This window comes from Lysinibacillus sp. ACHW1.5, from assembly GCF_022014815.1.
Lineage (GTDB): Bacteria > Bacillota > Bacilli > Bacillales_A > Planococcaceae > Lysinibacillus > Lysinibacillus capsici.
In genome coordinates this window covers 683,709-698,269 of record NZ_CP091777.1, presented here as the reverse complement: position 1 = coordinate 698,269, position 14,561 = coordinate 683,709, and the positions used below count along the sequence as shown (strand labels likewise).

General features: G+C 37.8%; 15 protein-coding genes. All 15 read right to left on the bottom strand.

Annotated elements, in window-relative coordinates; genetic code table 11:
* Window positions 1-270: 270 nt before the first annotated feature.
* Complete coding sequence (gene secA, locus L6W14_RS03205; RefSeq protein ID WP_066036288.1) at window positions 271-2,781, bottom strand: preprotein translocase subunit SecA; 2,511 nt, start codon at window positions 2,779-2,781, stop codon at window positions 271-273.
* Between the two features lie 144 nt (window positions 2,782-2,925).
* Window positions 2,926-3,477 carry a ribosome hibernation-promoting factor, HPF/YfiA family gene (gene hpf / locus L6W14_RS03200; protein ID WP_131522093.1) on the bottom strand — a complete coding sequence of 184 codons (552 nt, stop codon included), beginning with the start codon at window positions 3,475-3,477 and terminating at the stop codon, window positions 2,926-2,928.
* A 90-nt stretch (window positions 3,478-3,567) separates the two neighbouring features.
* Window positions 3,568-3,951 carry a PilZ domain-containing protein gene (locus L6W14_RS03195; RefSeq protein ID WP_048392058.1) on the bottom strand — a complete coding sequence of 128 codons (384 nt, stop codon included), beginning with the start codon at window positions 3,949-3,951 and terminating at the stop codon, window positions 3,568-3,570.
* A gap of 180 nt (window positions 3,952-4,131) precedes the next feature.
* A complete protein-coding gene (gene fliS / locus L6W14_RS03190; protein ID WP_131522094.1) occupies window positions 4,132-4,542 on the bottom strand; it encodes a flagellar export chaperone FliS in 411 nt (136 codons plus the stop codon).
* Between the two features lie 276 nt (window positions 4,543-4,818).
* Window positions 4,819-5,184, bottom strand: coding sequence for a flagellar protein FliT (locus L6W14_RS03185; protein WP_237899359.1), 366 nt, complete (start codon window positions 5,182-5,184; stop codon window positions 4,819-4,821).
* Between the two features lie 35 nt (window positions 5,185-5,219).
* Window positions 5,220-6,773: a flagellar filament capping protein FliD gene (gene fliD, locus L6W14_RS03180; protein ID WP_237899356.1), complete on the bottom strand. Its 1,554-nt coding sequence runs from the start codon at window positions 6,771-6,773 to the stop codon at window positions 5,220-5,222.
* 30 nt (window positions 6,774-6,803) lie between these two features.
* Entirely contained in the window at window positions 6,804-7,178 is a 375-nt protein-coding gene (locus L6W14_RS03175; RefSeq protein ID WP_131522097.1) for a flagellar protein FlaG, read from the bottom strand.
* 129 nt (window positions 7,179-7,307) lie between these two features.
* Window positions 7,308-7,991, bottom strand: a complete 684-nt coding sequence (locus L6W14_RS03170) for an acylneuraminate cytidylyltransferase family protein (protein ID WP_216486513.1) — start codon at window positions 7,989-7,991, stop codon at window positions 7,308-7,310.
* The gene (locus L6W14_RS03165; protein ID WP_237899349.1) at window positions 7,988-9,037 is read right to left on the bottom strand and encodes a nucleotidyltransferase family protein; all 1,050 of its coding nucleotides are present in this window, start codon (window positions 9,035-9,037) and stop codon (window positions 7,988-7,990) included. Before L6W14_RS03165 ends, L6W14_RS03170 begins: the two co-directional genes overlap by 4 nt.
* Window positions 9,038-9,040: 3 nt before the next feature.
* Window positions 9,041-9,664 carry an acetyltransferase gene (locus L6W14_RS03160; protein ID WP_237899348.1) on the bottom strand — a complete coding sequence of 208 codons (624 nt, stop codon included), beginning with the start codon at window positions 9,662-9,664 and terminating at the stop codon, window positions 9,041-9,043.
* Window positions 9,657-10,733, bottom strand: a complete 1,077-nt coding sequence (neuB, locus tag L6W14_RS03155; protein WP_237899346.1) for an N-acetylneuraminate synthase — start codon at window positions 10,731-10,733, stop codon at window positions 9,657-9,659. The genes L6W14_RS03160 and neuB overlap by 8 nt, the downstream gene beginning before the upstream one ends.
* Complete coding sequence (gene neuC, locus L6W14_RS03150; protein ID WP_237899344.1) at window positions 10,730-11,851, bottom strand: UDP-N-acetylglucosamine 2-epimerase; 1,122 nt, start codon at window positions 11,849-11,851, stop codon at window positions 10,730-10,732. The genes neuB and neuC overlap by 4 nt, the downstream gene beginning before the upstream one ends.
* 1 nt (window position 11,852) lies before the next feature.
* The gene (locus L6W14_RS03145) at window positions 11,853-12,311 is read right to left on the bottom strand and encodes a polysaccharide deacetylase family protein (RefSeq protein WP_237899342.1); all 459 of its coding nucleotides are present in this window, start codon (window positions 12,309-12,311) and stop codon (window positions 11,853-11,855) included.
* 85 nt (window positions 12,312-12,396) lie between these two features.
* A complete protein-coding gene (locus tag L6W14_RS03140) occupies window positions 12,397-13,554 on the bottom strand; it encodes a LegC family aminotransferase (protein WP_237899335.1) in 1,158 nt (385 codons plus the stop codon).
* Window positions 13,551-14,549 carry an NAD-dependent 4,6-dehydratase LegB gene (locus L6W14_RS03135; RefSeq protein ID WP_237899326.1) on the bottom strand — a complete coding sequence of 333 codons (999 nt, stop codon included), beginning with the start codon at window positions 14,547-14,549 and terminating at the stop codon, window positions 13,551-13,553. The genes L6W14_RS03140 and L6W14_RS03135 overlap by 4 nt, the downstream gene beginning before the upstream one ends.
* Window positions 14,550-14,561: the final 12 nt, after the last annotated feature.

The window sequence follows — 14,561 nt, the reverse complement described above, 5'->3', positions numbered from 1 at the left end:
TACTACTCTACATTCCCGCTATTTTCAATGAGTAAGATTGCTTAAAAATTCCAATCTCTCTTAAGACTTAGTCTCACAATCAATAATTCAGGATAATAATAGGATAAATAACTTGTACTAAATACCTATTATTACAGCTATTGTATACCCATATTTTTCAATTGTCTATAAATTCTGACTTTTTTTACTAAAATTTCTTCATTTTTGAGTTATTTTAAAAAAGAAAAAATCATTTCAACACGTAGTTAAAATGATTTTTTCACCTAGATATTATTGAGCTGTGCCATGACAGTTTTTAAATTTCTTGCCGCTACCACATGGACATAAATCATTACGGCCAATGTTTTCAGCTTTACGTACTGGTTGCTTTTTCGGCGCAGAGCCACCTTCTTCTTTTGGATTAACAGCCTGCCCCTTCGCCACCTCTTCACGCTCCAGATTATTGCGGATTTCTGCTTTCATCGCATATTTCGCAACATCCTCACGAATAGAGGCTACCATATCCTCAAACATTGCAAAGCCCTCTTGTTGATATTCGCGAAGAGGATCGTTTTGACCATAAGCACGCAGATGGATACCTTGACGTAGTTGATCCATTGCATCAATATGATCAATCCATTTTGTATCGATTGATCGTAATAAAATAACCTTTTCAAACTCACGCATACGTTCTGGTGTCAGTTCTGCCTCTTTTTCATCATAACGAACATGAACAGCATCAGAGATTAACTGATTAATATCTTCAGCAGACTTGCCTTGGAAATCAGATACTTTAAGTTGACCTTCCTCTAAAAGATTAGCCGCTACAAAGTCTTCAATAGCCTTTAGGTTCCAATCCTTCTGTTCACCTTGAGTATACAGGCTAACAACATTATCGATTGTTTCTTGAATCATAGACTCAACAAGCACCCGCATATTTTCTGTTTCAAGCACATCATAACGCTCTTTATATATAATCTCACGTTGCTGACGTAATACATCGTCATATTGTAATAATCGTTTACGCGCATCAAAGTTATTACCTTCGACACGTTTCTGCGCTGATTCTACAGCTCTCGACACAACTTTAGATTGCAATGGCTGGGAATCATCCATACCTAACCGCATCATCATCGACTTCATATTATCAGAGCCAAAACGACGCATTAAATCATCCTCTAGGGATAGGTAGAATTGTGTAACCCCTGGATTCCCTTGACGACCAGAACGTCCACGAAGCTGATTATCAATACGACGTGATTCATGTCGCTCTGTACCGATTACCGCTAAACCGCCAATTTCAAGTACTCCTTCGCCAGGTTTAATATCTGTACCACGTCCAGCCATGTTTGTTGCAATTGTCACTGCACCCTTTGTACCAGCGTTCGCAATGATTTCAGCTTCACGTTCATGATTTTTCGCATTTAATACATTATGAGGAATTTTATGTTTATCCAATAGTTTAGAAATAATCTCAGACGTTTCAATAGCAACTGTACCAACAAGAACAGGTTGACCAGCTCTATGACGCTCTGCGATATCAGCAGCAACTGCTTTATATTTCCCTTCCATCGTTGCAAAAATCAAGTCAGCACGATCATCACGAGCAATCGGTTTATTCGTCGGAATAGCGACAACATTCATATTGTAAATATTACGGAATTCCTCTTCCTCTGTTTTCGCTGTACCTGTCATCCCTGCAAGCTTTTGATACATACGGAAGTAGTTTTGGAAGGTAATTGTCGCCATAGTCATCGATTCATTTTGAATCTCAACGCCTTCTTTAGCTTCAATTGCTTGGTGTAAGCCATCAGAATAACGACGACCCTTCATTAAACGACCAGTAAAGCCATCAACAATCACAATTTCGCCATCCTGCACAACATAATCGACATCATTATGCATACTAACATGCGCCTTTAATGATTGATTGATCGCATGATTTAAACGAACATGTGTCAAATCAAATAGATTATCAATGCCGAATGCTTTTTCTGCTTTTTCCACACCTGCATCTGTTAACGTAACACCTTTTGTTGACTCTTCATACGTATAGTCTGTCTCTGCATTTAACATACGTACAAACGCATTCGACTGTTTATAAAGCTGTGCTGATTTCCCAGCTTGACCCGAAATAATTAATGGCGTACGCGCTTCATCAATTAAGATCGAATCCACCTCATCAATGACAGCATAGTGCAATGGACGTTGGACACGTTCCTCTTTGTAAAGCACCATGTTATCACGTAAGTAGTCAAATCCTAGCTCATTGTTTGTACTATACGTAATATCAGCCTCATAAGCAGTTCGTTTTTCATCTTTTGAAAGGCTATTCAGATTAAGCCCAACAGATAAGCCTAAGAAATTATAAAGTTGTCCCATTTCAGCAGCATCACGACTCGCTAGGTATTCGTTGACTGTTACAACATGTACACCTTTACCAGTGATGGCATTTAAATAAACAGCCATTGTCGCTGTTAAAGTTTTACCTTCCCCGGTTTTCATCTCTGCGATATTCCCCTCATCAAGAGCAGCAGCCCCCATGATTTGAACGCGGAATGGGTACATCTCTAATACACGTTTTGCCGCTTCTCGACAAACAGCAAAAGCTTCAGCCCGAATCGACTCTAAATGCTCACCCTCAGCATAACGCTTTTTAAATTCATCTGTTTTCGCTTGTAATTGATCATCTGAAAGCTGTTCCATTTGAGAAGCGAAACGCTCAACTTGGTCAGCGATTTTTTCTAATTTTTTTAGCTCACGTTTATTGAAATCAAATAATTTATTTAATAGGTTTGCCATGAATGTTTTTCACTTCCTATATAGATTCAACTTTCATTTTACCATTGTGTAACAGTTTCATGCAAACTGTCACCCCAGCTACATATGATTGTCATACCAAAAAAAGGCCCTCGCCATCGCGAGAGCCTTCGTCATCATGAAGTTTTAAGTTGTTTCAATTAAGCCATATTTTCCATCTTTACGTTTATATACAATATTTGTGCCGTTCGATTCAGCATCGGTAAAGACATAGAAATCATGTCCAAGCATATTCATTTGTAGAACTGCCTCTTCTTGATCCATCGGTTTTAAATCAAATTGCTTTGTACGAACAATTGAGTATTCTTCTTCCTCTGTCACAGCATCAGCGGCTGCTTGAGTAGTAGCAAAATAAAGGCCTGCACCTTCACGCTCGCGGAATTTACGGTTTACTTTTGTTTTATGCTTGCGGATCTGACGCTCTAATTTATCAACAATTAGATCAACAGCAGCATACATATCATTATGACGCTCTTCAGCACGAAGAGTTAGGTTCTTCATTGGAATAGTGACTTCCACTTTCGTTTGTTTGTCATTGTAAACCTTTAAATTGACATTAGCGTTGGCATTAACATCTTCGTTAAAATAGCGTTCAACTTTATCGATTTTGTTCTCAACATACTCTCGAATAGCTGGAGTTACCTCAATATTTTCACCACGAATGTTAAAGTTTAACATGTAAACTCCTCCTTTATAACTGCTATACTATCTATTTCTACACAAGTGTGTGAAATTCCTCTAAAATCATTCTTTTTTTTACAAAAATTTTTATAAATTATTATTTTGTTTTTTCGCTTCTGCTGCTTCCTTTTTTCGTCGAAGCTTTAGTTCTTCAACAATCAAATCTTCCACGGGTCCTTGATTATTGAAATAGATGCCATATTGCTTGCCACTCCCAAATGGACGACTCCAAATCACTTCTCCATACGCTCGTACTTCTTGTGTATCAAGCACAAAATGGATATCTAGTGGAGGAGGATTTATACCTAAATCCACTTCCGTAAACATCTTTAATCCACGTGGACTTATATCCAACAAGTCAGCCATAGCCGTTTGTCCATGATTGACCTTTCCATTCTCATAAATAGCAAAAGTTATTTGAATAGGCTCCTTAAATTTAAATCGGAAACCTTCTTGACGCTTAAAGATCATATTCCCACCCCAGTACTCTTTTAAACATGTTTATTGCTTTGATTATGCCATGATACCCAACTAACAGCCACAGGGAATAAGTAACATATTTTACCTTTGAATAGCCTAATTTATGACTATTTCATGATAATAGCGATTAACAAAAAAGAGACCATCACTTTCGATGGTCTCTAATTGTGTCTAAATTTGTCCGCTGTTTCCCTGACCAAATTGCTGTTGTCGATTAATGCGAATAACTTCCTTCCACGTATCGCGAAATTCTGTCACAAATCCTTCCACTTCTTCAATAATGGCTACATCATCTAGCATATTAGCTTCCATTAAACGTTGGTTCATATATTCATATAATGCTAACATATTTTTTGAAATAGCATAATCCATGTTTAATGTCACTATTAACTCTTGAATAATAGCTTGCGCTTTTTGAATATTGGTATTTTTAGCTTGAATCTTTTTTTCTTGAGTAGCTATCTTAGCCAGATGTAAAAACTTCAAGCAACCATTATAAAGCATCAGTGTTAGTTCTCCTGGAGAAGCAGTAGAAACCGTATTTTGTTTATAGGCATTTTGCGCCGATAAATTAGCTGACATACAAGGTCAACCCCTTTTTTAGAATATATTCACATTTATTTTTACGAATATTATCATAATATATCACAAAACTCTCCCATTAAGTCTTTACTTTTTTGAGAATAATGAAATGACTGTAAGATATAAATTCATTAAACATTGATTTGTACAACTTGCACTTATCCCTATCTATACTTCATCAATTTCCTTATCTAAATTCAGTGATTATATGATTTTGGTTATCTAAATGTTATGTGTGATTATTCAAAAGTAAGTCACATCACATCTTTAAATTTACTAATTTTTTTTATCATAATACATCCCATCCATTACTCGCACACTTGCAAAAGGATTATAATATTGTGATTCATTTTTTTTAGCTTTTTGTAGATTTGTTAAATCCTTCTTAATAGAATTTATTACAATCTCCAATCTTTCTTTAATTCCATTATCTAATTCTAGTAATTTACAGTGAATACGATTTTGCTTGTCAAAGCGAAAACCACCTTCTTGTTGTACTAACATTTCTATAATAATTTTACGTTGATCCAGAAGCTCATGTATATGGGCAATATATTCATCACGTTCTTCACTAATTAGTGTATCGTCTAAAACTTTATATAAGTTCGTCGATACTTGTAATAGTTGTTCTACTAGTTGCATAGTACACCTCTATTTCACTTAATGACGACTCTTATTTACCTTTGCATAAAAATACTTGATTGTTCACTGGCTTTGTTCATTGCTTGCTCCATAGCTGTGAATTGTTTCCAATACATTTGTTCAATCGTTTCTAATCTTCTTTTTAAATTATCCATTCGCTCAGTTGTTGCTTTCAAATCTCGACCAATACTAAATTTTTCATCGGCCATGTTTGCTCGTCCAGCTTTATCCTCAATAGCAAGTTTAAAACCTTCCAATGAATCACGTAGTTTTTTAACAAAGCCACGTGTATCTGTTGTAATGGTCTCCTCTACACCAGTATCTGGGTTCACTTTTGTCACAGTACCATTTTTATTTCCAGTACTTGTAAGGAGCTGCTCAACAGCATCTGGATTTTCTGTTAAGGCTTGACGCAATTTCTCCTCATTAATCTCAATCATACCACCATCGTTATAATTTTGAGTTGTAGTAATCCCAATTTTATAAAGGGTGTTATAGTTTGTATCCTCTACTGCAGGATTAGACTGGTAGAGTAAAGAACGCATATTAGATAAACCATCGCGCAAAATACTATCTCTACTTAGTAAACCACTTTTCGCTTTTTCATCCCAAAGTTTTACTTCACTCTCAGACAGCTCTTTCCTTTGTTCATCTGTTAGTGGTGGATAATCTCGGTATCTTGTTTCATTTGTTTGATCCATTAAGTCTTTGACAAACCCGTTATAGGTTTTCACAAAATCTTTCACCTTATCTACCATCTCATCTACATTGCTTGTCGCAGTGATTGTAACAGCAGGACCTTGGTCAAATTTCTCCTTTAATGTAATGTTATAACCAGAAATGGAGAAGGTGTTGGATGTACGTTCCGTTTCGATACCATTAACTGTGAAAACAGCATTTTGTCCCGCTGTTGCACTAGCTTTTTTACTTATATCTGGATTAGCAAAATCAGCTGCTGAAAATCCTAGAGCATCTGCACCGACAAGCTCGATTTCCTCCCCATTTATTACATCACCTGTATTTTTAGCGGTAAAGGAGAATCGGCCATTTTCAAAAATGGCTGTCACACCAGCATTACTAGTATTAACTTTATTAATAAACTGATCCACTGTCATATCTTCTATAATGCTAATTTTTGTAGCTTCTTTTGCAAGTGTCCCATTATTTTGAATCGCTTTAATATCAATCGTTGAACTAGTTACACCCAAATCGCTTAATTTTGTTGAGCCAGTTGCTGTTTCAGTTTTTACTGTTTTTGCTCCTACTAGACGACCTGCAGTTGCTAATTGTTTTACTTCTTCAATACTTATTGTACCTGACGCACTTCCAGTTGCTTTAGCATCGACTAAATTAGAGTTAGAACTAGAAGCCGTCTTGCTATTAAGTTCCTTTAACACTAAATTGTCAGCCATATACGTATCAAATGCTCTGATTTTTGTATTAACAGCTCGGTAAGCATCACGTTGCCATTCCCCTATTTGCTTATTTTGAAATAGTCTGTCTAATGGTGCTCGTTGTGTTCTCATCATTTTTTGTACAAGTCCATCAATATCCATTCCCGAGACCAAACCGCCAATTCGATTTACCATAATCATTTTCCTCCTTAATATTGAATACGTTTAGATTTTTTCGTCTACTATCAACCCAAGCATCTTTTGCATTTCATAAAAGGCATCTAATAACTTTTTAGGTGGAATCTCTTTTACAACCTGATCCGTTTCCTTATTTACAACCGTTACATAAAAGCGATCTAACCCTTCATGATAAACAAATTTTGCCGTATTGCTGTTTGCCTCCAACACATTATTCATCGTATCAACTGCTTGTTGTAGTTTTTCTTTTGAAATTTCTTTTTCTTCTACAGTAACTAACGCTGTTTCTCCACTTGGTGTTGAACTTATATGAGTATAATCGGTAGATGTTATTTTCTCTGATGCTTTGGTTGGAGTTACGTTGCCTCCTTCTGTAGGCTGCCCTTGCGATGTAATACGCATTGAATTCACCTCACATATATATTTTTTTACTTGCTTCTATTATCGGAAGTAATTTCTATAAGTTTCATGTTTTTTTGCGAAACGGCTAAATTCCCCACAATTTTCAGGAAGCGCCACAGGAATTATATTTTATTCAACGAGCGGTTGCATGATATTCTCACAAACCAAAAAATCTTTCTCCACATCAATATCAAAAGATCGTTCTTCTGGCATTTCATATGCAACTGTTTCTGAGGTAATAAAGCTTTCCGTTTTCTTTAATTCTTCCACTTTCGCCACATATACAGCGCCATTTAAAATATATGCTTTCGGTAATTCTTGCCTTCTTACTACTAATGGCGAATCTATTAATGGTTGCATAACATCATCTTTATTTAATGTGTACATCCAATATGGCGATTGTGACGCCTCTGCAACAGAAACACAAAAATCCCCATCATTTTTAAACATTTTTTCGATAGTCCCATCAATATCTTCAGCTGTTCTTAATGGTGAAGTTGGTTGGAGCACTACTACATAATCGTAATCTGGACATTGTTCTAACGCATGCAAAATGGGCGCTACACCTGGTGTATCATCCTCAGCTAAATGGGCGGGTCTAATGAAAGGAACTTCTGCACCGTATTCAATAGCGACTGTACTAATTTCTTCATCATCCGTCGAAACAATTGTTGTCGTAATATATTTCGATCTTTTAGCCGCTTCAATTGTCCAAGCAATGAGTGGCTTTCCTGCTAGTAGTCTTATATTTTTACCCGGTACTCCTTTTGATCCTCCACGCGCAGGAATTACAGCTAAACATCTTGCAGTCATATATCCAACCTCCCAAACTCTTCATTCGCCCGATAAAAATCATCCATCTGCCCAATATCCAACCAGTATTCATGAATTGGAAATGCTGCTGTTTTTTTACCTCTTGCCATCAATTGCTCAAACAATGTCGGCATATCATAAAACTCATATTGTGGTATAAAATCTAATACCTCAGGACTTAAAACATAAATACCTGCGTTTATAAAACTACGATGTATAGGTTTCTCTTTTATATTGACAAGATTCGCGCCGTTCGTTTCAATCACACCGTACGGAATTTGAAACTCATACTCCCGCACACACATCGTCGCAATCGCTTCGTGCTCTTTATGAAACTGCATGAGTTGATCAAAATTAATTTGTGTCAGCAAATCGCCATTCATGACAAAAAAAGGTGCTACCGGGCGCTCTTTTAATAACGACAATGCCCCGGCTGTCCCCATCCTCTTTTGTTCTTCTATATATTCAATCGAAATTCCAAAAGGCTCACCATCTTGGAAATACTCTTGAATCATCTCTTTTTTATAATTAACCGAAAAAATAAAGTTCGTGTAGCCATGTTGCTTGAAGCTATCAACGATTGTTTCGACAATTGGCTTATTCCCCACTTTCAACATCGGTTTCGGTACGTCATTCGTTAATGGACGTAGACGTGTGCCTAAACCACCCAACATTAAAATAACACTATTTTTATTTTCACCAATATTTTGCCACTTATCAAAAAATACAATATCGATTAATTGTTTTGCACTATCTACAATCGGTAGCTGCTTCAGCTTCTTTTTTTGCATCAACTGTTTATACTTATAAGGTTTTTGCCCAGCTAGAGCGGTAATAGGTGTTGTATTCATCACTTCATCAATCGATACATCTAGCCCTTCACCGCGCAAAATACCACGCCGAATATCCCCGTCCGTCACAGTACCAAGCAAATGCTGTTCGTCGTCTACAACAACTGCAAACTGAAGTGAAGATGCATCAATAACTTGCATTGTTTCTAGTAGTGTATAATTTTTTTTCACAATAATTTGTTGCCACTGTTTCATTATTTACACTTCCTTCGCTGGCACACCATACGCCGTCTTATTATCTTCTATATTTTTCAAAACGACTGCTCCAGCTCCTATTAAACAGCCTTTTCCAATCGTTATATTTTGAATAACAGTAACGCCTGTACCGATATGCGTCCCTTCACCTATAGTCACTGCACCAGATAATACAGCCCCTGGTGCGATATGTATGTGCTCTCTAATCATGCAATCATGATCAATTTGAGCACCTGTATTAATAATAGTATTATCGGCAATTTTGACGTTTGTTTGAGCAATTGTACCTGCCATCATTTGTACACCTTCGCCTAAAGTAACAGAAGAGGCGATAATGGCAGTCTGGTGGATGACAGATTTAAAACTGTAACCTAACTGTGTAAAATGTTGATAAATTTTAGTGCGTAAACTGTTAGGTCCCACCATACCAATTCCTAACACTAAATCAATCTCTTTTGGATTATATTGCAGCACAATATCGTCTTGCCCTAAATAACGAAGGTTAAAAGAATTATCTTCTTCATTCAGTGCGGTAAAGCCAATAATTTTCTCATCTTGCGCTAGTAATGTTTCTGTTAAAACCGATGCATGTCCACCGTTGCCAATAATAATAAGCGGTTTATTCATCAATCATCGCATCCTCTGCATAATTTTTAGTAGCAGTTTTACCAATATATCCCCAGTACTTTGATGGCGCGATCCCATTACCGGGACGTTTCACGGTTAAGTTCATTTCTGAGAATACTTCTCCTACTTGTATCGCCTTTTTCGCGACTAAGCTTTTACGGGCTGGCTGGCGATTTTGCAGCTCAACTGCTGTCGGCTCTTTTACACCATCGCCGAGTGCCTCTTCAATTTCACGTATTCCCTGTACCATCGTTTTCAATTCTTGTGGATTTAATGATGCGACATGGTCAGGTCCTTCCATTTTCTTATCTAAAGTAAAATGTTTTTCAATAACTGTTGCACCCATAACTACAGCTCCGATGGGTATAATAATGCCTTCCGAATGATCAGAAAAACCAATAGGCACTTGGAATGTTGTACGTATTGCATCCATAGCCTTTAAGTTAATAGAATGTACAGGTGCTGGGTATTGTGTTGTGCAGTGTAGCACTGTTACATATTTTTGTAGCAGTTCTTTCGCTATCAATGTTTTATAAAACGCTTCAACTTCAGTAGTATCAACACTCTGCTGTGGATAAGCTAGACCATATGCAATAAACGCTAGTGCTTCATGTATCTCATCCACCGTCGCCATACCTGTAGATAAAATAATTGGACGTTGCTTTGTCGCAATGTAATGGATGAAGGGCGAATTCGTTAGCTCACCAGATGGAATTTTCACAGTCTGCATCGCTAATTGGTCTAATAAAAAATCGACACTTTCAAAATCAAAAGGTGTCGATAAAAAAGCGATGTTTTGCTCATCACAAAATGCATGAAGTTCTACAAATTCGTCAAATGTTAGCTCAAGTTTTTTGAGCATCGCATATTGTGATGTAGCTTCACCTAGATTTTCAACTTGATAGTCTGCTTGTTGTGCTTCTTTCGTCACTAAAGTTTCAGCCTTGAATGTCTGAAACTTTACAGCATCCGCGCCTGCATCTTTTGCGACAAGGACGAGCTCCTTTGCTAACTCTAGCGAACCATTATGATTTACACCGGCTTCTGCGATGATGTATGTTTTAGTCATAGATCATAAAACTCCTTTACTACTGTAAATGACGGTAACTCTTTTAAAATTTTTATAATTTTTTTAGACACCTGACCATCTCCAAATATTTGTTCATACGGCTCATTAAATGATAGGGCTTGTTCAATCGCATCCACGATATCTTCCGTTCTTAAAGCCACATCGAACACGGAACTTGGTCGCTCTCGTCCCTTTTGTCTTGTCCCACAATTAACTGTCGGTGTTTCCAAGTATGGAACCTCGATTAATGCGCTTGAAGAATTACCAATGACAACTTGTGCATGTTTTACAGCGCTTAAATAGCGCAATTGCCCTAATGAATCATATAATTGCGCATTTGGGTGGTCATTAACGAATTGCTGAATCGCTTCATTGATCGCTCTGCCACCATTATCTGCATTTGATTTTGTAAATAATAAGTTAACTTCTGGATAATTTTCTAATGCTGCTAAAAGCTTAAAGATTCCTCCCGTTTCCCCGTTCGTTTCTGGATGATATGTAATTAAAAACAATGGTTTATTTTCATCTACAGAAAGCTGCTCATATAACGAAGCTTTTGTTAATAAGTCAATAGTCATAACATTTTCTATGCCAATCGCTCCAACATTAAACACACGCTCTGGATTCTCACCAAGTTGGATAACACGCTTGCGATGAGATGCTGTGCTCGTAAAGTGCCATGTTGCCATTTTCGTAATTGAATGCCGTATCGCATCATCATATGCGCCGTACGTACACTCTCCCCCGTGCAGATGTGCAATTGGGATTTGCATAATGAGAGCGGCCTGTGCAGCAGCTAACATTTCAAAGCGATCACCTAATATAATGAGTAAATCTGGTCGTAATCGAGTGAAGGCATCCGCAAAGCCAATCGTCGCAAGCCCTATTGACTTTACCACGCTATTCGCACTATCCCCCGACAGCAGCATCTCTACTTTCTCATCAATCACAAAGCCATCACGTTCAATTTGTTCGTATGTATTGCCAAATTCAGGAGATAAATGCATCCCAGTTACGACTAACTGCAACTGGAATGCATCATCTTCTTTTATCTTCTTCATCAATGGATATAATAAACCGTACTCTGCTCTTGTACCTGTCATAACGCATATTTTCATATCAAACAACTCCATTTAGAATTAATTGATTACAATCAATTCGCTTATGCCAAAATCCATTTCTCATATCTGTAAAACCCTTTTCTGTAGTGAATCCTAAAATAAAACCATTCTCAATTAAAATCGGCAACAATTCCACTTGCATTTGAATTGACTGCTCACCACCACCAAAAGACGGTGTATACAGTTTCACCTCTTTATTCAATAATTTTTCTAAGTAGTTTTTACAACCACGTATTTCTTTATCATAAAAACCCTGTGGATTCCCTTCATATGGTAAGTGATTCACACTATGAACACCTATAGACATACCACTAGCATCCATCTCAAGAATTTCTCTCTCTGATAAATAAAATTCTTCTATAAAGTTTTCAAGTGTGTGATAAATAGAAGTTACTTTCCTCTCTAAATAAGGACGACTTTGCTTCTGACCAATAAAAATTAAATAAATATTTGACATAACGTCTATATTCATTCATCTCATATGAATAAATATCACTCTTATTTTTAATTTCAGTTACATTGACTTGTTTCATCAAATTTATTCATAATTTCACCTCAATTGCTGTGCTAGGTATATTGATAACCTTTCTCTTTAATTTCTCCGTCACCATCAAATCCATCCTCGGACAACCTTTATACATCCCTAACTCATGCATCGGCGTCCAAATAGGTCGACTCATGATACCTTCATCATTTAATAACTGTAAAACTTCATCTCGCTTATACGTTTCATCAAGCACTATCGTCTGTAACCAGTAATTGCTTGACGTATGAACCGGTTCTTTCATTAAGCGCACGCCATCTATAGTTGCGACAAGCTCATCATAGAAGTTTGTGAGCGAACGCTTTTGCTCAATAAATATTCGGAGCTTTTCTAACTGTGCACACCCCAGCGCAGCATTAATATTTGGCATACGATAGTTATAGCCGATTTCATCGTGGACAAATTCCCACTTGTGTGGCACTTTGGCAGTTGTTGTGATGTGCTTCATATAATTAGCGAGCTCCTCGTCATCTGTCAAAATTGCACCGCCGCCACCTGTCGTCATAATTTTATTGCCATTAAAGCTCATCGCACTTACTTTACCAAATGTCCCTGTATGCTTCCCTTTATAATAGCTACCAAGTGATTCTGCCGCATCTTCTACGAGAACAATATGATACTTTTCACAAATAGCGACGAGCTCGTCCATCATACAAGGGTGACCGAACGTGTGCATTGGCACAAGTGCTTTTATACGACGGTTCGTCTGTTTATTAAAAAGCACACCACCGCGCATTTCGCCAATTTGTACTAAGTACTGCTCAAGCTTCACAGGGTCTACACCAAGTGTCTCTTCATTCACATCCACAAAGTGCGGCACAGCTTGCAAGTAACTCACTGCATTCGCTGTCGCAATAAATGTTAAAGAAGGCATGAGTACTTCATCTTGAGCCTCAACTCCAACTGCCTTTAGGGCGATATGCAGTGACGCCGTACCGTTCACGACAGCTACCGCACGTTTCACACCGACAAATTTCGCCAAGTCTTCCTCAAAGCGTGTGACATATGCCCCCACAGACGACACCCAGCCAGTTTCTATACAGTCTGTTACGTATTCGACTTCTTTTTCATTGAATGTTGGTTCGTGTAATGGAACAAATTCTTTCCCGTATAACTGTTTAATGTTATGAGCAAATTCTATCCATTGTTTCGTCATATGTTATACACATCCGCCTTATATTGTGCTAAATTTTTAGGATTCGTAAACCATTCAATCGTTTCTTCTAGTCCTTGTCGGAAGCCTTTTTTCCCACCGTATTGTGGTGTCCAATTTAATAGCTCTCGCGCTTTTTGATTATCGGCCCAAAGACGCTCAACCTCGCTCTTTTCGGGACGTAGGCGTTGTTCATCTGTCTCAATCGTCAAATCTACATCCATAATGTCAGCAATCATTTCAGCTGTCTCACCAATCGATACTTCATAGTTCGAACCGATATTAATAACTTGCCCAATCGACTTTTCAGATTGCATAACAGAAATAAAGCCTTGCACAGTATCTTTCACATAGTTAAAATCACGAGTCGGACTCACTGCACCAAGCTTAATTGTCGTTTGACCACTCGCGAGCTGGCTAATAATTGTCGGTATTACCGCGCGTGCTGATTGACGTGGGCCATACGTATTGAAGGGACGAATAATAGAAACAGGTGTGTCAAATGAGCGATAAAATGATAACGCCATTTGATCTGCCCCAATTTTCGATGCTGAATACGGCGACTGTCCTTGTAGTGGATGATTCTCGTCAATTGGCACGTACATAGCTGTACCATATACTTCACTCGTAGATGTGTGGACAACCTTTTCTACATTTAATTCTTTTGCCGCTTGCACGATATTCAACGTCCCAGTTACATTAGTATCAACATACGTCGCTGGTGAGTGATATGAATAAGGTATTGCAATAAGTGCCGCTAAATTTAGCACATGTGTACAGCCTTTCATCGCTTCTTTCACACCGTAAGGATCGCGAATATCTCCAGAGAATACGTTAAGTTGTGATTTAATATCTTGCGGCGCTTGGTCAAGCCATCCCCAAGAGTTAAATGAATTGTAGTAAACAAATGCTCGTACTTCGTGACCTTCACGTACAAGCTGCTCTGTTAGATGTGAGCCGATGAACCCGTCGGCGCCAGTGATTAATATTTTCGCCATAAAAAATCCCCT

Excerpts from the sequence above, each read along its gene's own strand:
- fliD (WP_237899356.1), bottom strand. The coding sequence starts at position 6,773 with ATGGTAAATCGAATTGGCGGTTTGGTCTCGGGAATGGATATTGATGGA.
- hpf (WP_131522093.1), bottom strand. The coding sequence starts at position 3,477 with ATGTTAAACTTTAACATTCGTGGTGAAAATATTGAGGTAACTCCAGCT.
- secA (WP_066036288.1), bottom strand. The coding sequence starts at position 2,781 with ATGGCAAACCTATTAAATAAATTATTTGATTTCAATAAACGTGAGCTA.
- L6W14_RS03145 (WP_237899342.1), bottom strand. The coding sequence starts at position 12,311 with ATGTCAAATATTTATTTAATTTTTATTGGTCAGAAGCAAAGTCGTCCT.
- L6W14_RS03160 (WP_237899348.1), bottom strand. The coding sequence starts at position 9,664 with ATGAATAAACCGCTTATTATTATTGGCAACGGTGGACATGCATCGGTT.
- L6W14_RS03175 (WP_131522097.1), bottom strand. The coding sequence starts at position 7,178 with ATGCGTATTACATCGCAAGGGCAGCCTACAGAAGGAGGCAACGTAACT.
- L6W14_RS03135 (WP_237899326.1), bottom strand. The coding sequence starts at position 14,549 with ATGGCGAAAATATTAATCACTGGCGCCGACGGGTTCATCGGCTCACAT.
- L6W14_RS03195 (WP_048392058.1), bottom strand. The coding sequence starts at position 3,951 with ATGATCTTTAAGCGTCAAGAAGGTTTCCGATTTAAATTTAAGGAGCCT.
- L6W14_RS03170 (WP_216486513.1), bottom strand. The coding sequence starts at position 7,991 with ATGACTGCAAGATGTTTAGCTGTAATTCCTGCGCGTGGAGGATCAAAA.
- L6W14_RS03185 (WP_237899359.1), bottom strand. The coding sequence starts at position 5,184 with ATGCAACTAGTAGAACAACTATTACAAGTATCGACGAACTTATATAAA.
- neuC (WP_237899344.1), bottom strand. The coding sequence starts at position 11,851 with ATGAAAATATGCGTTATGACAGGTACAAGAGCAGAGTACGGTTTATTA.
- neuB (WP_237899346.1), bottom strand. The coding sequence starts at position 10,733 with ATGACTAAAACATACATCATCGCAGAAGCCGGTGTAAATCATAATGGT.
- L6W14_RS03165 (WP_237899349.1), bottom strand. The coding sequence starts at position 9,037 with ATGAAACAGTGGCAACAAATTATTGTGAAAAAAAATTATACACTACTA.
- fliS (WP_131522094.1), bottom strand. The coding sequence starts at position 4,542 with ATGTCAGCTAATTTATCGGCGCAAAATGCCTATAAACAAAATACGGTT.
- L6W14_RS03140 (WP_237899335.1), bottom strand. The coding sequence starts at position 13,554 with ATGACGAAACAATGGATAGAATTTGCTCATAACATTAAACAGTTATAC.